Below are 18352 nucleotides of genomic sequence, written 5' to 3' on the forward strand. Positions count from 1 at the left end.
TTCGCCCATGCGCGCCAGGATGCGAAGATAGGGGAGGTGCCTCCCTCATGACCCCTGCCGTGTTCGAGCCCGCAACCCCGCTCGCGCCGCCGGCCGGCCGGACGACGAACGATCTGATCCGTCAGCAGAATCTCGCGTCCGTCTTGTCGCTTCTCCACTCCCGGGGAGCGCTGTCACGCGCGCAGCTCGGAGCGACGACGGGCCTGAACCGCTCGACGGTCACGGGCCTGATCATGGAGCTCACCGAGCTCGGGCTCGTCCGCGAGGCCCCGAGCGGCGAACGCACCGGCAAGGTCGGGCGTCCCACTCTGGATCTCGAACCCGAGGACCACGTCTCCGCGTTGAGCGTGCGCGCCGAGCCGCACGCGGTGACCGTCGCCCTGGTGGGCCTGGGCGGCGTGGTCCACGCGCGGCTGCGGCACGACACCGCGAGCGCCCCGTCGCCCCGTCGCTTCGTGCAGATCGTGGCGTCGTCGGTCGAAGCCATGCGCGCCGACATCGACCGCCACTACCGCGTGGTCGGCGCCGGTCTGGCCGTGCCGGGGCTGGTCAACGCCAACGGGTCGGTGCTGGTGTCGCCGACCCTCGGGTGGAAGCGCGACCCCGTGTCGGCGCGACTGAGCGATGAGCTCGGGATGCCGGTGACCGCCGGCAACGACGCCAGCATCGGCGCCCTGGCCGAATCGCGATTCGGCGTGGGGGTGGGGGTGGGCAACCTGCTCTACCTGGGCGGGGCGATGCGCAGCATCGGCGGCGGCCTGATCATCGACGGGACGCTGCTGCGGGGGACCTCGGGTTACGCCGGAGAACTCGGCCACACCGTCGTCGACCCGCGCGGCCGGGCGTGCGTGTGCGGCCGGCGCGGCTGCCTCGAGGCCGAGGTGAGCCTCGACATCCTCGAGCCGCTGCTGGGACGCCGCAAGCTCGACGAGGACGAGCTCGACGTCGAGCTGGGTGTGGCCCGCAACCCGCGCGTGATGACCGAGGTCACCCGCCAGGTCGAGATGCTCTCGCTCGCACTGACGAACTTCGTCAATGCGTTCGCGCCCGAGACCGTCGTGCTGTCGGGATATCTCGGCGCCCTGCTGTCGGTGAGCCGCGAGCGCCTGGCCGACGCGGTCCGGGTGCACCCGCTGGGCGCCGAGGGACGCACGATCCGCCTCGAGCGCGCGCACCTGCGCTCGCGTCTGATGCTGGTTGGCCCGGCCGAGCTGGCGTTCGCCGATCTGCTGTCGAACCCGGCGGGCTTCCGCGGCTGAGCCCGGCACGCCACCGCGCGGTTCACGGTGGTCGGTCCCCGTGAGAGGTCGTTGCTGACCTTCGCGCGAGCGGGGCGATGGGCGGGACGCATGTCGTATCCCGGCCGTTCACGCGAGTGTCGCCGTCGGCGTCTAGCCTGCCCGGGTGCGCCCGACCCGACGGGCGCGGCGGGAGGGACCGTGGACCTCGATGACACGGCGCGCCGGCCGTTCTGGCCGTGGGTGATCGCGCTCGCGGGCGTGATCGTGGCCGCGGGCGGCCTGCTCGTGGTCGCGCAGACGGCTGCGCGCGAGAGCGAGCGCAGCGCGGCCGATCGGTCCGGCGCCGCCCGCGCTGAGACGTGGGACGTGCCGTCCGTCGCCGCGGCAGCCGGCGACGTCGTCCGGGCGTCCGATCAGACCCCTGTGGCGAATGCCGTTCCCGCCCCGGCGTCGCGCGCCGTCGCTCCGGCGGACGTCGTCGCCGCCGACCCGACGTGGACCTCGACGGTCGCGGGGCGCACCGGCATCCCGGATCGCGCCCTCCGCGCGTATGCCACGGCCGCACTCACCGTGCAGCGCGAGCAACCGGGCTGCGGGATCGGCTGGAACACGCTCGCCGGGCTCGGCGCGATCGAGTCCGCCCACGGCACGCACTCCGGCGGGTCCCTGGGCGCCGACGGGTACCCCGACCCGCCGATCCGGGGCATCGCCCTGGACGGTTCGGCGAGCGCGGCCATCGCCGACACCGACGGGGGAGTCTTAGACGGGGATGCCGTGTGGGACCGTGCGGTCGGTCCGCTGCAGTTCATCCCGGCGACGTGGCAGCGGTGGCGTGCCGACGCGAACGGCGACGGCGAGGCCGACCCGAACCAGATCGACGACGCCGCTCTGGGCGCCGCGCGCTACCTGTGCGCGGCGGGCGAGATGACGAGCCCCGCGGGCTGGCGTCGCGCGGTGTTCTCGTACAACCACCTCGACAGCTACGTCGACGACGTCGCGGCGACCGCGAACGTCTACGCGGCGCGCGCCGCGGGCTGAGGGCACCGCGCCCGCGCGGCTCAGCCGCCGATCACGACGTTGAGCGGTTCCTCGCCGGCGGCGAGGCGCTCGATCTGACGCCGCACCAGGCGCGCGATGCGCGGGCGCATGGCATCCGTCGCCCCTCCGACGTGCGGGGCGATGAGCACGCCCTCAAGCGCCCACAGCGGGTGGTCGGCGGGCAGCGGCTCGGGGTCGGTCACGTCGAGCGCCGCACGGATGCGGCCGCGCCGCACGTGGTCGACCAGAGCGTCGGTGTCGACGAGCGGGCCGCGGCCGACGTTCACGACGAGGGCGCCGTCGGGAAGGGTCGACAGCGCGTGGTCGTCGATGACGTGCTGCGTCGCCTCGCCGCCGGGCAGCGAGGCGATGAGCACGTCCGTGTCGGCGAGCACCTCGTCGAGCTTCCCGAGGGGAAAGACCTCGACGTCGTCCTGCAGGCGGCCGTGCGAGGCGACCGCGCGCAGCTGCACCTCGAAGGGCTTCAGGCGGGCCGCGATCGCCCGCCCGACGCCGCCGAAGCCCAGCAGGGTCACGCGCTGATCGGCCAGTCCCGTGGCCGTGCCGCCGAGCCACTCGCCCCGGTCCTGCGCTCGCACGAAGTCCGGCAGGCGACGCTGGGCGGCCAGCGCCAGCGCCACCGCGAGCTCGGCCGTCGCGGTCTCGTGCACGCTCGATGCGTTGGCGAAGACGAGACCCTCGGGCAGTCGTCCCTGGACGTTGTCGTACCCGATCGACTGGCCCTGGACGAGGCCGACCTCGACCTCGGACAGCCGCTCGATCACGCCGTCCATCGACATGTACGGCGGCACCACCAGGTCGAAGCGGTCGCGGGGAGCGGCATCCGTCATGTCCCACACCACCACCTCGACGCCGTCGGGGAGGGTCCCGAGGTCGTCGCGCAGCTCAGTCGTGGGCACGGAGACGGTGAGGGAGGGGGACGTCATGGAGCCGACGCTACCCCCGCGGACTCCGTGGGCCGCGGAGCTTGCGCCCGTCGCCCGATGTGCACCCCCACCGGCACGTCGTACGCCAGGTACTCCGCGAGCAGGCGGTCGGAATCCCCGACGAAGAGCCGGCGTGAGAGGGCCACGGCCAGTTTCGTGGCCCCTCCGACCAGCCCGGGGATCTGGTGGCTGAGCATGCCCTGGCTGATGCGCGCACCGTGGTTGAACAGGTGGATGCGCGACAGCGCCGACGGCCCGGGCCGGCGGCAGACCAGTCCGAAGTCGTCGTCGAGGTAGGGGAACGCCGCCAGCCCGGGATTCTGCGCCGCATCTTCGGGCGACAGGCGGTCCCTCCACAGGGTGGCCTCCGCCGCCACCCCGGACAGCTCAGGGCGCCGCGCGAGATCGGCGACGATCCCCGTGGCAGCCAGGACGACGTCATAGTGACGGATGCCGTGCGGCGTCGTCACGGCGATGTCGCGGCCGGTCCATTCCACGCGTTCCCACGGCGACGAGGTGACGAAGCGGAAGGAGTCGAAGGCGTGCGCACGCCAGAGCGCGTTCTGCGTGGCGGGTTGGTCGACGGCCGAGAGGTGGACGTTGAACGCCCACTTCTGCGCGTCGCTGAAGGACCCGTAGTTCTCGATCAGTCCGGCGAACTCCATCCACCGGTAGGGGCTGACCTGCGGCATCGCGGCCCGGCGCATGTGCACGTCGACGGACGCCGCCCCGTGCTCGAGGGCGGTGGCGGCGTTGTCGAAGGCGCCGGTGCCGGCGCCCAGGATGCCGATGCGCAGCCCCGCGAAGGCGGAGAAGTCGATGTCGTCGTGGGTGTGGTGCACCCGCTCCGCCGGCAGAGGGTCGAGGATCGCCGGGATGTGGCGTCCGCCCGCCCCCTCGATGCCGGTGGCGAGCACGACGTGCCGGGCGGGCAGCATCCACTCGCCGTCCGGACCCTCGAGGTGCACCGCGATCGGATCGTCGTCGCCCGCGGCGACCAGTTCGCGCACGCGCGTCGAGGCCACCACCGCGATGCCCGACACGGCGCGATACCACTGCAGGAACCCCTGCCAGGCGACGGTCGGGAAGAAGCGGATGCCGTCCCACGCCGGTGCGCCGTAGACGGCCTCGAACCACGCGCGGGGGCTCACCGCCGGGGTGCCCCACGTGGGCCAGGCGATGTCCTTCGGGGTGCGCAGCGTGTGCATCCGGGCATAGGTGGTCCACGGGCCCGCCGCAGGGGTGGGGGAGGCATCGACCACGACGACGTCGTCGATGCCGCGTCGGCGCAGGCCCCGGGCGAGGACGAGCCCGGCCTGCCCCGCGCCCACGATGACGACCGGCCGTACGCCGTCGCGCGCGGCGAGCCACGGGCGGGCGTCCCCGGCGCTCAGCGCGCCCTGGTGGGCGGCCTCGCGCTCGAGTGCCGCAAGGCGCGACGCGGCGTCGGGCAGGGGCTCGAGCACGCTCACCCTCCCACGATGACGACGCGGACGCCGTGGGCGTCGTCGAGTCGGTGGTTGTGGTGATCGGTGACGTTGGTGTCGTCGAGCTCGAGGTTGACGAAGTCCATGCCCGGCTCGGCGAAGAAGGGGCCCGCGTGCCACGTGCCCTTGCGCATCGTGATGGCGGTGCGCGGCGGGATGACGAACGCGTGCAGGTCGTCGGGCGTCGGGGCGTCGATGCCGGGGGCGGCCACGGCGATCGACCACGACACGTCGCCCACGGCCATGAGCGTCTGGGTCGTCTCGAGGTGACGGGTGACGCGGGTGAACTCGGGCGCCTTGTCGTCGAGGTGCATGAGATAGAAGCGCGGGATGCCGCCCGACACGTCGAGCACCGCCTCCTCTGCGGTGAAGGGGGTGCCGTCCTCCATGGGTGTGAGGACCACCCCGAACGGGGCGAAGTTCTGGGGTGTGACCGTCTGCGCGGACAGGCGGTGGAGGTCGAGGGTGTCGGTCATGGGGGCTCGCTCTCGTCGGGTACGAGGCGAGCCTATGCTTGTCTGACAAGTGTGGGGTACTGCTTGTCCGACATGTTCACTCGGAGGTTACGCGGCCGAAACGTGCGCCGACGCCCGACCGCGTCACCCGCGATGGACGCGGCGGATGAGCGCGTTGCGCAACCCGGCGGGCGCGTCCAGCTGCACCTCCCGTGACCAGTAGCCCACACGGTCGTCGGCGCCGTAGCCGCAGTACGTCATCTCGATCACCGGCGTCCCCGACGACGCCCCCAAGGCCTCGGCGCGCGTCTGGTCGAGGGCGACGGCATCCACCCAGAGCGTCTCCCACGCCACCTGGACGCCGTTCGCCGCCTCGGCCAGATCGAACACGGGGGAGCGGGGGTCCAGCTCGGCGTCGGACGACACCGGGACGAGATCCTCGGCGAGGGCGTAGGCCCCGCCGTCGACGCTCCACACCTTGACCGTGCGCAGCACCGTCGTCCCGTCGGCGAGATCGTCGAAGCGCGCGGCGGACGGGGCCAGCACGATCCGTTCCGACGAGACCAGCGCGAGATGCGGCGTATAGCCCGCCCCCGTGATCGACAGCGAATGGTCGAACTGCTCGTCGATGCGCCGGCCGACGGCGGGCAAGCGCCGGTTGGGCGTCGTGCGCGCTCCCTGCGTGCGATGGACGTACCCGCGCTCCTCGAGGCGGATCAACGCCTCGCGCACCGATGCGCGGCTCGCCCCGGTCATCTCGGCCAGTCGCGGCTCGGACGGCAGGGCCCGATCGCTCTCGCTCCACAGGGCGAGGAGGCGGTTGATGACAGGGTCCTGCTCCGGAACGCGCACAGCCTCATCATTCCCGATTCCGTGCCGCGGGTGTCGCCGCCGAAAGGGGGGCGACCTTCACTCCGGCCCGCGGCCAGCGGGGCCCGCGTGGCCCGGACGGTCGGGTGGAAGACCCGCGGGCGACCTCAGGCGGCGGCGCCCACGACCGCCGAGACGGCGGACGTGAAGAACGACAGGCCGTCGACACCCGAACGCATCGCGGCCGGGGTGCCGGGGCCGAAGCCCGCCTCCACCGCGTGCTCGGGGTGGGGCATCAGGCCGACGACGTTTCCGCGCGGGTTGGTCAGACCCGCGATGTCGCCCAGCGACCCGTTCGGGTTTACCCCGAGGTAGCGGAAGGCCACGAGGCCCTCACCCTCTACGCGCGCCAGGGTCTCGGCATCCGCGATGTATCCGCCGTCGGCGTTCTTGAGGGGGATGACGATCTCTTCACCCTCGGCGAAGTCGCTCGTCCACGCGGTGGAGGCGTTCTCGACGCGCAGGCGCTGGTCGCGGCGGATGAACTGCTGATGGGCGTTGCGGATCAGGCCGCCGGGGAGCAGGTGCGCCTCGACGAGCATCTGGAAACCGTTGCAGATGCCCAGGACGGGCATGCCCTTGGCCGCGGCGTCCTTGACCTCGGACATGATCGGCGCGAACGCCGCGATCGCGCCCGCGCGCAGGTAGTCGCCGTAGCTGAAACCACCGGGGAGGACGAGGGCGTCGACCCCCCGCAGGTCGTGCTCGCCGTGCCACAGGGCGACAGGCTCGCCGCCGGCGAGGCGGATGGCGCGCTGCGCGTCGCGGTCGTCGAGCGACCCGGGGAAGGTGATGACCCCGATGCGTGCGGTCACGCCACGACCTCGACGTTGACGACGTCTTCGATGACCGCGTTCGACAGCATCTCGTCGGCGAGCTCGCGGGCCCGGGCGAGAGTGGCCTCGTCGACCTCGCCCTCGACGGTCAGCTCGAAGCGCTTGCCGATGCGCACGTCGGAGAAGCGGTGCTCACCGAGCCGCGACAGGGCGCCGGCCACGGCCTTTCCCTGCGGGTCGAGAAGCTCGGCCTTGGGCATGACGTCGACGACGATGGTGGGCACTTCAGCTCCAGATGTCGGGTGGCGTTGTGCGGCCAGTCTACGCGAGCGGCCTACGCGGCGCCGTGCGGGTCGTCGCGCCGCGACCATGGGCGTCCAGCGCCGTCCCCGTTCGGATGAGCAGCTCGGTAGCTGCCTCCAGCGGCAACTCACCCTGAGCTGCGAATCGCGGCGATAGATGTCGCGCTTGTCGCGTCGTTTAGCGTCCGATCAGTAGAGCTTCTTGGGCGGCAGCGACGGCCTCGGGGGTGAGGTGGGTGTGGCCGTTGATCTCAAGGACCGTCTGATTTGCGTGACGAGGCGATCGGCAAGACGGGAGTTCCCGTTCGTGGCGCGCACGATTGCGGCGAGGGCGGCGGTGTGGGCGAGTGCAGAGAGCTAGCAATGTTGGTGGGGGATCGGAGTTGCTGCTTCAGCGCCCGACGCCGGCTGTTCCTTGCGCTCTGCAGGTCGGCGAACGTGATCGTTTCGGGGGAGCGTTCGGGGGCGATCGCGCGGCACAGTAATGCGTTGTCGTGGAACAAGCGGACCTCGCCGAGGTCACGGGGGTCGTAGCGGACGGTGACGTCTTCACCGACGTAGGCGGCGAGGACCGGCGAGACGTATCGGGTCGACGCAAATCGGATGCCGTCGCGCTGCACGCGTTTGGTGGCGGTGGCGGTCAGCAGCAGCGCGTCGAGGTCTTCTGCGTGGGCGGGCATCCGCGGGATGAAGCTCCCGCTACGCCAGCGCGCGTGCGGTGTCGCCCCAGTCGCGGAGTGCGAACGGGTGTCTCACCAAGCTTCAATTTTCAAGACATTCACCCTCCTCAAGACTGATTCGCAGTCCGACGCGGAATGACGGACCGCAATTCGCTAGCTGGTGAGTGCTGGGAGAATTGGTCGCATGATCGATCTGGACGAGGTCAGCGTCTCCCTGGGTCATGTGACGCTGCTTGCACCGGTGTCGGCCACGGTCGGCTCAGGCGAGGTCCTTGTTATCCGTGGGCGCAACGGGACTGGGAAGTCGACGCTGCTGCGGGCGATGGCGGGCGTCCGGGCACCCACGAGCGGAACGGTTCGTATTGGGGACAACATCGTGACCGAACGCGATCGCCGCTTCCGGCGCCGCGTTGCGGCCATGATCGGGCTCCCGCCGATCGCGCCAGATCTCACCGTCGAGGATCACACACTCCTGGTCGCGTCGACCTGGCTGGATGATTCGCAGGCGGCGACACGACTTGCCGGCGAAGTGCTCGAAGAATTCGGCCTCACACCCTTGGCGAATCGCTTCCCTCACGAGCTGTCGTCGGGGCAGATGCAACTGTTCGGGCTTGGGCTTCTCCTGAGTCGGCCGTTCGAGGTGCTCATCGTCGACGAGCCGGAGCAGCGGCTGGACCCGGAACACGTCGAGGTGGTGATCAGCGCTCTGCGTGCCCGACGTGACAGGGGTGCAACCCTCGTGATAGCGACCCACAACTCGCTACTGGCGGAGCAACTCGCGGATCACACGCTCTGGTTGGGTGAGGCGGCATGACAAGTCGCGTCTCAGCCCCAGTTCGAATTTGGCGCACACGCCATGCCCGAAGCCGCGGCGATAGCATCTATCTCGCTTACATGACCCTGATGGTCGCGCTGGTGGCCATCGTTCCCCTCGTGCGCGCGGTTTCAGTGGGCATCACCAGCGCGGAGGCAGTCGCGCTCCTCACGGCGCCGACGGCCCAGAACGTGACCACGCTTGCGACCGCAGGGTTCTGGGCATTTTCATTGTTGTTGGGCCGAGTGCGCGGCCCAGCGCTGAGACCTCCGTTCCTGACACACGCGCTGGCTTCAAGCAAGCTTCCACGAGCCGTCTCCTTCCGTGGGCCGCTCCTCACCTCGGGAGCAACGGCGGTCGCGCTCACCACCATGGTCGGTGGCCTCATCAGCGCAAGCCTTGTATCAGCAACGCGCAGCACACCTAGCGACGCGCTGATCTTCGTTCTCGCGAGCATCTGCGTCGGATTCATCTCCGCCATCGCTTGGCTGGTGGGTCAGGCTATGCCTCGCACCGCGGCCGTTCTCGCCCCTACCGTCTTCGCGCTGGGCGTCATCGCCAGTGCTATCCCAGCGCTACAGCCCTTCACCCCGTGGGGATGGGTCGGCCTGGCACACCCGGTCGCCTCAGCCACGGGATCGTTGACACCCCTCCTTGCGCTGACCGCTGTTGCTGTCGCCGTCGCACCAGCTCTCATGAACAGGATCACCCTCACGCAGCTGACTTCACAGGCATTGCGTTGGGAGTCCGCTACGTCCTACGCGGCCGGCCTGGAGTTGGCTGCAGCCACTAGCGTCTATCAGTCCGCGCCCACGGTCGGTCGCCACCTGTGCGCCGTACGACCCGCCCTTCGTAGACCATTCACATTCCTTCTGCGAGACGCCGTGGGCGCCGCGCGCACACCGATCAGACTTGTTGCGGCCATTCTCGCCCTCGTCGCATCAGCAACGCTGCTCATGCTCTCCCTTTCCGCGGAGTCACCCAACTGGGCGCTGGGCGCCGTCGCGGGTGTGATTCTCTTCGCCGGGCTCGGGCCACTCACCGACGGAATTCGACACGCCGCAAGCGTCGCGTCCGACCTTCCTCTCTACGGCATCAGCGACGAACAGCTCCTCGCCCACCACGTGCTCTTTCCCGCCCTGACAACGATCACAATGCTCGTCCTCACAACCGTGATTTGCTCACTCCTGACCGGACACGCCATCCCCGGGGTTCTGGGTTCTCTGACACTCGGAATCCTCGCGATAGCGGCCCGCATCGGAAGCGCACTGAAGGGACCACTCCCGCCCGCACTCCTCACACCAATCCCCACACCCTTGGGCGACCTGGGTGCTGTCGTGCGGCTCACCTGGGCGCTGGATGGCTTGCTTCTCACTGCGCTGGCGGGCGCATCCGCGGTGCTTACATTCCAATCGCCCCTTCTTCTAGCGTCAGTCGGCTCGGCGCTCACCGGGCTCACCATCCACCGGTGGCGCCATCGGGTCTGAACCCGCCGTCAGGTCGATAAGAAGACACCCCCGCCATGCCGCTGAACAGAAGACCGCGACCTGGAGTGACGGGTCACAATTACGGCGACGATGACAGCGAAGACGTCGGCCATCGGGGGCCCGCTCAGAATCGCGCGCCAGAGAGCTTCGTCGATGAGAACTGGTGTGGTCAGCGCGGGGTACGGCGGGAACGCGCTGCGAAAGCCGTATCCGATGCCTCCGCTTGCGAGGATGATCCCGGCCAGCGCCCAGCCGCGCCGCGCTCGAGCGCTCACGTCACGCCCCCATTGGGTGCCTCTGGGGCAGTTCGCGGGCCTTAACGGGCGGGAACGGCTTGCCGTCGTTGTACTCGGCTTCGAGGCGCTCGACCTCTCGGTCGTCCTCGAGGCGCCCGGCGGACGCGAGCGCGCTCCGTCGCGGGGGAGAGAGTGATGTGGGAGCGCTCTCTTGACGCTGTGGGAGCGATCCCATATCCTCGTGGTCGGCAGTGAGAGCGCTCCCACGAGCAGGTCGAAAGAGCGCATCACACAGCCACGCACCCACCACAAAGGAGTGATCTGTGAATACCCGTGCCCTGCGCCGGACCGCGCTCATCGCCGCCGTCGCGTCCACCTCCGCCCTCGTGCTCGCCGGATGCTCCGGCGCCGGGGGCTCCGCCTCAGGCGACGGCGAGGTCACCCTCACCATCGCCACCTTCAACGACTTCGGCTACACCGACGCGCTCCTGCAGGAGTACATGGACGCGAACCCGAACGTGACGATCGTGCACAACAAGGCCGCGACCAGCAACGAGGCCCGCGAGAACTACTTCCAGAAGCTCGGCAAGACCGGCCTCGCCGACATCGAGGCGATCGAGGTCGACTGGATGCCGGAGGTCATGGAGTACGCAGACCTGCTGGCCCCCGTGCCCGACGACCTCAAGAGCCGCTGGCTCGACTACAAGGTCGAGGCCGCGACCAGCCCCGAGGGACAGCTCGTCGGCTACGGCACCGACATCGGACCCGAGGGCGTCTGCTACCGGTCCGACCTATTCGCCGCCGCGGGCCTGCCCACCGACCGCGCCGAGGTCGCGAAGCTGCTCGAGGGCGACTGGTCCACCTACTTCGCCGTCGGCGACCAGTACGTCGCCGCGACCGGCAAGGCGTTCTTCGACTCCGCCGGTGGCACCTACCAGGGTGCGATCAACCAGGTCGAGGCCGCCTACGAGAACCCCGACGACGGTTCGATCACCGCGACCGGCAACCCGGAGGTCCGGGACATCTACGACGAGGTGCTCGAGGCCAGCGCCACGCAGTCCGCCCACCTCGGACAGTGGTCCGACGACTGGTTCGCGGGACTGTCCAACGGCGCCTTCGCCACCATGCTCTGCCCCGGGTGGATGCTCGGCGTGATCGAGGGCAACGCCCCCGAGGTCACCGGCTGGGACATCGCCAACGTCTTCCCCGGTGGAGCCGGCAACTGGGGCGGCTCGTACCTGACCGTCCCCGCCAACGGTGAGAACGTCGAGGCCGCGCAGGAGCTCGCCGACTGGTTGACCGACCCCGAGACCCAGGTCAAGGCGTTCGAGAACGCGGGCACCTTCCCGAGCCAGGTCGACGCTCTCAGCGCCGAGGCGCTCACCAGCAGCACGAACGCGTACTTCAACGACGCCCCCGTCGGCGAGATGCTGTCCGAGCGCGCGCAGGCCGTGGAGGTCTCGCCCTACAAGGGCCAGTTCTACTTCCAGATCAACGACGCCATGCAGAAGGCGCTGACCCGTGTCGAGGACGGCACGCAGAGCGCGGCCGACTCGTGGCAGCAGTGGGCGACCGAGGTCGACGCCCTGTCCTGACCCAGAGAACGGATGCCAGGGGTCGTGGCCGCGCGCCCCTGGCATCCATCGCCCTTCCCCTTCGCGCATGAGGGGTCGAGAAGTGTCGCCTCTGCCCCGGCGGAGGCGACAGATCCTGACCTCTCACGCGTCAGAAACGGAGCACAGACCGTGACCAGCACACTCGAAAGACCCACGGGGGGAGCGGCGCCGGCGGCCCGCGCCCGCGAACCGCGCCGCCTCGGCGTCGGCCGGAGCCGCCGCAGCGCGTGGGATCTCAAGCTCTCGCCGTACCTCTACATCTCGCCGTTCTTCATCCTGTTCGCGATCACGGGTCTGTTCCCCATCGCGTACACCGCGGTGATCTCGTTCATGGACTGGGACCTCGTCCGCAACTCGGGGGAGTTCATCGGCTTCGACCAGTACGCCTGGGTGCTCTCGCAGCCCAAGTTCTGGATCGCCCTGCGCAACACCTTCAGCATCTTCCTGCTCTCCAGCGTCCCGCAGCTGCTGCTGGCGATCTTCGTCGCCGCGATGCTGGACCAGAACATCCGCGCCAAGACCTTCTGGCGCATGAGCGTGCTCATCCCCTACGTCATGGCCCCCGTCGCCGTCGCCCTGATCTTCAGCAACATGTTCGGCGACCAGTACGGCGTCGTGAACACCACGCTGCAGAGCCTGGGGCTGCCCGCGGTGCCCTGGCACTCCGACGCCTTCGCCAGCCACATCGCGATCGCCACGATGGTCAACTTCCGCTGGACGGGTTACAACACCCTGATCCTCCTGGCGGCCATGCAGGCCATCCCGCGCGAATACTACGAGGCAGCCACCGTCGACGGCGCCGGCAAGATCCGGCAGTTCTTCTCGATAACGCTGCCGAGCCTGAAGCCGACGCTGATCTTCGTGATCATCACCGCCACCATCGGCGGTCTGCAGATCTTCGATGAGCCGCGCATGTACGACCAGTACGGCACCGGCGGCGCCGACAACCAGTGGCTCACCGTCACGCTGTGGCTCTACAACATCGGATGGGGCGAGTGGAACTTCGGCCGAGCCGCCGCCCTCGCCTGGATCCTCTTCCTCATCATCCTCGCCATCGGTGCGATCAACATGTTCGTCACCCGTTCGCTCGTCCGCGACGACGGCACCCGCGACCCGCGCAGTCGGCGCGAACGTCGGGCGCAGGCCCGCGCCGCGAAGGAGCGCATGGAGCGGGATGCCATGACCACCGCACCCGGAAAGGAGACGACGCGATGACCGCCGTCAACGCCGCACCCGTCCCCATCGCGGATGCCGGCATCCCGGCCCCCGCGCGCCGTCGCCGCCCGCGTCCCGTGCGCGGATCGCGCCCCGGCTGGATCGTGTACGCCAGCCTCGGCGCCGTGCTGCTGGCCAGCGTCTTCCCCTTCTACTGGTCGCTGCTGATCGGCTCGGGCGACTCCTCGACCATCCGCGACGCGAACCGCTCATGGATCCCCGGCGGCAACTTCTTCGCCAACGCCGCCGCCGTGATCGGCGACCCCGCGGTCAACTTCTGGCCCGCGCTGTTGAACTCGATCATCAGCTCCGGCCTGATCGCGGCATCCGTCGTCTTCTTCTCGACCCTCGCGGGATGGGCGTTCGCGAAGCTGAAGTTCCGCGGCGGTCCGTGGCTGCTCGTCTTCGTCGTCGGGACGATGGCCGTGCCGATGCAGCTGGGCGTCGTACCGCTGTACATCCTGTTCAGCGAGCTGGGGTGGACCGGACAGCTCGGCGCGATCATCATCCCCGCTCTGACGAGCGCCTTCGGGGTCTTCTGGATGACGCAGTACCTGCGCCAGTCCGTTCCCGACGAGCTGATCGAGGCCGCGCGCGTGGACGGCGCGAGCTCGTTCCGCACGTTCTTGACCGTCGCCGTCCCGGCCGCGCGGCCGGCGGCGGCGATGCTCGGGCTGTTCACCTTCGTCAGTGCCTGGAACAACTTCTTCTGGCCGTTCATCGTGCTCGACCGCCAGAATCCGACACTGCCGGTGGCGCTGTCGTTGCTGCAGTCCAACTACTTCGTCGACTACTCCATCGTCCTCGCGGGCGTGCTGCTGTCGACGATCCCTCTGCTGCTGCTGTTCGTCTTCGCGGGCAAGCAGCTGGTCAGTGGCATCATGCAAGGGGCGGTCAAGGGATGACCCTCGCGCCCACGGAAGGAACCCGATCCATGTCCACCACCCGTTCGTTCCCCGAAGGCTTCCTGTTCGGTGCGGCAACCGCCGCGTATCAGATCGAGGGCGCGGCCTTCGAAGACGGTCGCACCGCCTCGATCTGGGACGCCTTCAGCCGCGTCCCCGACGCCGTCATCAACGCCGACAACGGCGATGTCGCGTGCGATCACTACCACCGGTACGCCGGCGACGTGCAGCTGATGAAGCGCCTGGGCCTGCAGACCTACCGCTTCTCGACGTCGTGGTCGCGCGTGCGCCCCGACGGCGGGGCCCTCAATCCGAAGGGCGTGGACTTCTACAAGCGCCTCGTCGATGAGCTGCTGGATGCCGGCATCCTGCCGTGGCTCACCCTGTACCACTGGGATCTCCCGCAGGCGCTGCAGGACCGCGGCGGGTGGACGGTGCGCGAGACGAGCGACCTGTTCACCGAGTACGCGCTCGACATGCACGACGCCCTCGGCGACCGTGTCGACGTGTGGACCACGCTGAACGAGCCGTGGTGCTCGTCGTTCCTCAGCTACACCGCCGGTGCTCACGCCCCCGGCCACTACTCGCAGGCCGAGGGCATGCTCGCCGCCCACCACCTGCTCCTCGGTCACGGCCAGACCGTGCGCGAGCTCCGCGCCCGCGACAGCTCGCTCAACCTCGGACTGACGCTGAACCTCACGGTGGCGGACGCCGTCGACCCGGCCGACCCCGCCGACCTCGACGCCGCGCGGCGCATCGACGGCCAGTTCAACCGCTGGTTCCTGGACCCGGTGTTCCGCGGGTCGTACCCGGCCGACATCGTCGAGGACTTCCGCGTCACCGACGCCGCGGCCGTGGAGCGCTGGGAACAGGCCGTGCGTCCGGGCGACCTCGACGTCATCTCGACGGCGATCGACTCGCTGGGTGTGAACTACTACCACGGCGAACTCGTCGGGGGCACGGCACCCGAGGTCGACCCGCCCGCCGGCGATGCACCGACCACGCGTCCGATCGGCAAGCCCTTCCCGGCGCACGAGAACCTCTACTGGCACGACCGCGGCCTCTCGCGCACCAACATGGGCTGGGAGGTCCAGCCCGAGGGACTCACCCGCCTGCTCCAGCGCGTCAGCGATGACTACTCCGCCGAGGCGGGCGTGGCCCTCTATGTCACCGAGAACGGTGCCTCGTACGACGACGAGGTCAGCGTCGAGGACGGCGAGACCCGCGTGCACGACGCGGATCGCGTGGTCTTCGTCGAGGCGCACCTGGGTGCGGTCCTGGATGCCGTCGACAACGGCGTCGACGTGCGGGGCTACTTCTACTGGTCGCTCATGGACAACTTCGAGTGGGCCTGGGGATACGCCAAGCGCTTCGGCATCGTCTACGTCGACTACGACACCCAGGAGCGGACCCTAAAGGACTCGGGTCGGCAGTACGCTCGCATCATCGCCGAACGCGCTCTGGCCACCGCGCCCGCGGTCTAGGCGCTCGACGTCGGGCCTCAGGGAGGCAGCTATGGAACTCGCACCCGTACGCGGGGCCGCCACGATCGAAGAGGTCGCCGCGCGAGCCGGTGTCTCGCGATCGACGGTGTCGCGGGTGGTCAACGGTTCCACCGCCGTCTCCCCGTCCGCCCTCGAGGCGGTGCGCCGCGCGATCGACGATCTGCAGTACGTCCCCAATCGCGCGGCGCGCTCCCTCGCGAGCCGCCAGACCAGGGCGATCGCGCTCGTGATCCCCGAGCAGACCGACCGGTTCTTCGGCGATCCGTTCTTCGCGTCCATCGTGGCCGGCATCAGCGAAGTGATCAGCGAGTCCGACTACATCATGAACATGATGATCGCCAGCGACGACGCGAGCGCGAAGGCCCTCGGCTACCTGCGCGGCGGCAGCGTCGACGGAGCGATCGTGGCCTCGCACCACACGAGCGACACGTTCCTGGACCGCGTCGCCGACGTCGTGCCGGTCGTCTACGGCGGACGCCCGAACCGCGTCCGCGCCGACGACTACTACGTCGACGTCGACAACGTCGAGGGCGGCCGCCTCGCCACTGCGTACCTGGCGGCTCGCGGGCACCGCCGCATCGGCACGATCTCGGGGCCCGCCGACATGCCCGCGGGCATCGACCGCCTCCAGGGCTTCCGCGACGCGATGGCCGATGCGGGACTCCAACCCGCCGTGGTCGAATACGCCGACTTCACCGAGATGGGAGGCGCGCTCGCGATGACCCGGGTGCTCGCCGCCGGCGAGCGGCCGGACGCCCTCTTCGTCGCGAGCGATCTGATGGCCCGTGGCGCGTACGCGGTGCTGCGCGAGCACGGCATCGAGCCCGGCCGCGACATCGCCGTGATGGGTTTCGACGACTCCGCGGTCGCCACCGCTCTGACCCCGGCGCTCACCACCGTGCGCCAGCCCTCGCTCACGCAGGGACGGCACATGGCATCCGTCCTCCTCGACATCCTCGCCGGACGCCCCGCGGCACACGCCACGATCCTGCCGACCGAGGTGATCGAGCGCGCGTCCGCCTGACCGCACCGCGATGGCCGCTGCCGCGGCCCGTCACGTCGGGCTGGCGCCGCCGCGCCCCGTGAGGCCCACGCCGGCACTTCCCGTCACGGCAGGCCGCCGCCGCGCCCCGTCACGTGAGGCCCACGCCGGCACTTCCCGTCACGGCAGGTCGCCGCGGCCGCGACCGGTCACCGCGGCCGCGGTCCCGTCCTGAGAACAGGGGATGTCACGAGAACAGGCCGCCGCGGCGCGGATCGTCCTGTTCCCGACGCATCGCCTGTTCTCGTGACGTCGCCTGCTCCCGGCGTCGACCACGTCGACCACGTCGACCACGTCGACCACGACGACCACGTCGACCACGACGACCACCGCACCGACGACGCCGCCGGCGTTGCCATGCCGGTCAGCGGGCGTCGGGAAGCGGCTGCTGGTACACGTCCGGGACGTCGTCGCCGTCGGCATCCACCTCTTCGTCGAGGGCGAGCTGCTTGTAGCGACGGTTGCGCACGAGCAGCACGCTGGCGGCGAGGACGGATGCCAGGAGCGAGGCCGCCATGATCGCGATCTTCGCGTCGTCGGTGTGGGGAGAGCCCGCGGGGAAGCTGAGCTCGGCGATCAGCAGCGACACGGTGAAGCCGATTCCGGCGAGCAGTCCGACGCCGGCGAGGTCGACCCACTTCAGCGCGGGATCGAGGCGCACCTTGGTCACCAGGGTGAGCAGGCGGACCCCGAGCAGGATGCCGACCGGCTTGCCGAGCACCAAGCCGGCGACCACGCCGATGGTCACGGGGTCGGTGAGGGCGCTCATGATGCCCTCGGCGCCGCCGACCGAGACACCCGCCGCGAAGAACGCGAAGATCGGAACGGCGATGCCGCTGGAGAGCGGGCGGAAGCGGTGCTCGAACTGCTCGGCGAGATCCATGCCGTGGTGCTCGGGCTTGCGTCGCGAGGCGGCGACCGGGATCGTGAACGCCAGCGCGACGCCGGCGATCGTGGCGTGCACGCCCGACGCGTGCAGGAAAGCCCACGCGGCGAACCCGATCGGCAGCAGCACGACCCACGCGCCCCACGCGTTGCGCGAGAACCACGCCCGGCCGCGATGCGCGATGACGCCGTAGACGACGACCAGCACCGCGAAGACGGCGAGAGGCACGAGCGAGATGTCGCTGGTGTAGAAGACCGCGATGATCGCGATGGCGATCAGGTCGTCGACCACGGCGAGGGTGAGCAGGAAGATGCGCAGCGGCCCGGGAAGGTGCGAGCCGACCAGGGCGAGCACGGCGACGGCGAACGCGATGTCGGTCGCCGTGGGGATCGCCCATCCGGCGAGCAGGCTGGGCTGCGTGTGCACGATGGCGACGTAGATGAGGGCGGGCACGACGACGCCGGCGATGGCCGCGGTGACGGGCACGATCGCGGTCTGGAACCGGCGCAGGCTGCCGACCACGATCTCGCGCTTGAGCTCAAGGCCGACCATGAAGAAGAAGATCGCCAGCAGGCCGTCCGCGGCCCAGGAACCGACGCTCAGGTCGAGATGCCACGGCTCGTAGCCGAAGCGGAAGTCGCGCAGCGCGAAGTACGCGTCCGACGCGGGGGAGTTCGCCCAGGCGATGGCCGCGATCGCGGCGACCACCAGCAGCAGGCCTCCGACGGACTCGCGCCGCAGCAGCGTCGTGACGCGGTGGACTTCGCGATAACCGGGCCAGCTCGGTGCGCGTGTGTGGGTCTCGGTCACGAGGGAACCTCCGGGGTCGATCGACAGATCGTCGACCAGA

General features: G+C 69.9%; 17 protein-coding genes. 9 read left to right on the forward strand and 8 right to left on the reverse strand.

The features are described 5' to 3' along the window. Positions 1-47: 47 nt before the first annotated feature. Complete coding sequence (locus tag ACIPVB_RS03500; RefSeq protein ID WP_400367020.1) at positions 48-1259, forward strand: ROK family protein; 1212 nt, start codon at positions 48-50, stop codon at positions 1257-1259. A gap of 180 nt (positions 1260-1439) precedes the next feature. Continuing rightward, positions 1440-2279, forward strand: a complete 840-nt coding sequence (locus tag ACIPVB_RS03505; protein WP_400367022.1) for a lytic transglycosylase domain-containing protein — start codon at positions 1440-1442, stop codon at positions 2277-2279. A gap of 20 nt (positions 2280-2299) precedes the next feature. Here ACIPVB_RS03505 and ACIPVB_RS03510 read toward each other — a convergent pair whose 3' ends face one another. The 7 genes from ACIPVB_RS03510 to ACIPVB_RS03540 all read right to left on the reverse strand — a co-directional run bounded on the left by ACIPVB_RS03510 (position 2300) and on the right by ACIPVB_RS03540 (position 7796). Then, positions 2300-3226 (reverse strand): NAD(P)-dependent oxidoreductase, encoded by a 927-nt coding sequence (locus tag ACIPVB_RS03510; RefSeq protein ID WP_400367024.1) that lies wholly within the window; start codon positions 3224-3226, stop codon positions 2300-2302. After that, on the reverse strand, positions 3223-4698 hold the full coding sequence (locus tag ACIPVB_RS03515; protein ID WP_400367026.1) for an FAD-dependent oxidoreductase: 1476 nt from the start codon (positions 4696-4698) through the stop codon (positions 3223-3225). Before ACIPVB_RS03515 ends, ACIPVB_RS03510 begins: the two co-directional genes overlap by 4 nt. Next, positions 4695-5189 (reverse strand): ureidoglycolate lyase, encoded by a 495-nt coding sequence (locus tag ACIPVB_RS03520; RefSeq protein ID WP_400367028.1) that lies wholly within the window; start codon positions 5187-5189, stop codon positions 4695-4697. Before ACIPVB_RS03520 ends, ACIPVB_RS03515 begins: the two co-directional genes overlap by 4 nt. A gap of 123 nt (positions 5190-5312) precedes the next feature. Further along, positions 5313-6020, reverse strand: coding sequence for a GntR family transcriptional regulator (locus ACIPVB_RS03525; protein WP_400367030.1), 708 nt, complete (start codon positions 6018-6020; stop codon positions 5313-5315). Positions 6021-6145: 125 nt separating this feature from the next. Next, positions 6146-6853: a phosphoribosylformylglycinamidine synthase subunit PurQ gene (gene purQ, locus ACIPVB_RS03530; protein ID WP_400367032.1), complete on the reverse strand. Its 708-nt coding sequence runs from the start codon at positions 6851-6853 to the stop codon at positions 6146-6148. Beyond that, positions 6850-7098: a phosphoribosylformylglycinamidine synthase subunit PurS gene (gene purS / locus ACIPVB_RS03535; RefSeq protein ID WP_400367034.1), complete on the reverse strand. Its 249-nt coding sequence runs from the start codon at positions 7096-7098 to the stop codon at positions 6850-6852. Before purS ends, purQ begins: the two co-directional genes overlap by 4 nt. Before the next feature lie 269 nt (positions 7099-7367). Next, on the reverse strand, positions 7368-7796 hold the full coding sequence (locus ACIPVB_RS03540; RefSeq protein ID WP_400367035.1) for a Mu transposase C-terminal domain-containing protein: 429 nt from the start codon (positions 7794-7796) through the stop codon (positions 7368-7370). A 184-nt stretch (positions 7797-7980) separates the two neighbouring features. Here ACIPVB_RS03540 and ACIPVB_RS03545 point away from each other — a divergent pair, with 184 nt between their 5' ends. The 7 genes from ACIPVB_RS03545 (at position 7981) to ACIPVB_RS03575 (ending at position 16598) form a co-directional block, all read left to right on the forward strand. Continuing rightward, positions 7981-8610 carry an ATP-binding cassette domain-containing protein gene (locus tag ACIPVB_RS03545; protein ID WP_400367036.1) on the forward strand — a complete coding sequence of 210 codons (630 nt, stop codon included), beginning with the start codon at positions 7981-7983 and terminating at the stop codon, positions 8608-8610. An 80-nt stretch (positions 8611-8690) separates the two neighbouring features. Next, positions 8691-10097, forward strand: a complete 1407-nt coding sequence (locus tag ACIPVB_RS03550) for a hypothetical protein (RefSeq protein ID WP_400367038.1) — start codon at positions 8691-8693, stop codon at positions 10095-10097. 559 nt (positions 10098-10656) lie between these two features. Then, positions 10657-11928, forward strand: coding sequence for an ABC transporter substrate-binding protein (locus ACIPVB_RS03555; protein ID WP_400367040.1), 1272 nt, complete (start codon positions 10657-10659; stop codon positions 11926-11928). A 150-nt stretch (positions 11929-12078) separates the two neighbouring features. Beyond that, positions 12079-13164, forward strand: coding sequence for a carbohydrate ABC transporter permease (locus tag ACIPVB_RS03560; protein WP_400367042.1), 1086 nt, complete (start codon positions 12079-12081; stop codon positions 13162-13164). Next, positions 13161-14069, forward strand: a complete 909-nt coding sequence (locus tag ACIPVB_RS03565) for a carbohydrate ABC transporter permease (protein ID WP_400367043.1) — start codon at positions 13161-13163, stop codon at positions 14067-14069. Before ACIPVB_RS03560 ends, ACIPVB_RS03565 begins: the two co-directional genes overlap by 4 nt. 29 nt (positions 14070-14098) lie before the next feature. Then, positions 14099-15553 carry a glycoside hydrolase family 1 protein gene (locus tag ACIPVB_RS03570; RefSeq protein WP_400367045.1) on the forward strand — a complete coding sequence of 485 codons (1455 nt, stop codon included), beginning with the start codon at positions 14099-14101 and terminating at the stop codon, positions 15551-15553. A gap of 31 nt (positions 15554-15584) precedes the next feature. Further along, positions 15585-16598, forward strand: a complete 1014-nt coding sequence (locus ACIPVB_RS03575) for a LacI family DNA-binding transcriptional regulator (protein ID WP_400367047.1) — start codon at positions 15585-15587, stop codon at positions 16596-16598. A gap of 382 nt (positions 16599-16980) precedes the next feature. Here the strand turns inward: ACIPVB_RS03575 and nhaA are convergent, their stop codons facing one another. Beyond that, complete coding sequence (gene nhaA, locus ACIPVB_RS03580; RefSeq protein ID WP_400368178.1) at positions 16981-18312, reverse strand: Na+/H+ antiporter NhaA; 1332 nt, start codon at positions 18310-18312, stop codon at positions 16981-16983. Positions 18313-18352: the final 40 nt, after the last annotated feature.

It is taken from the genome of Microbacterium sp. NPDC090007, from assembly GCF_044748345.1.
Lineage (GTDB): Bacteria > Actinomycetota > Actinomycetes > Actinomycetales > Microbacteriaceae > Microbacterium.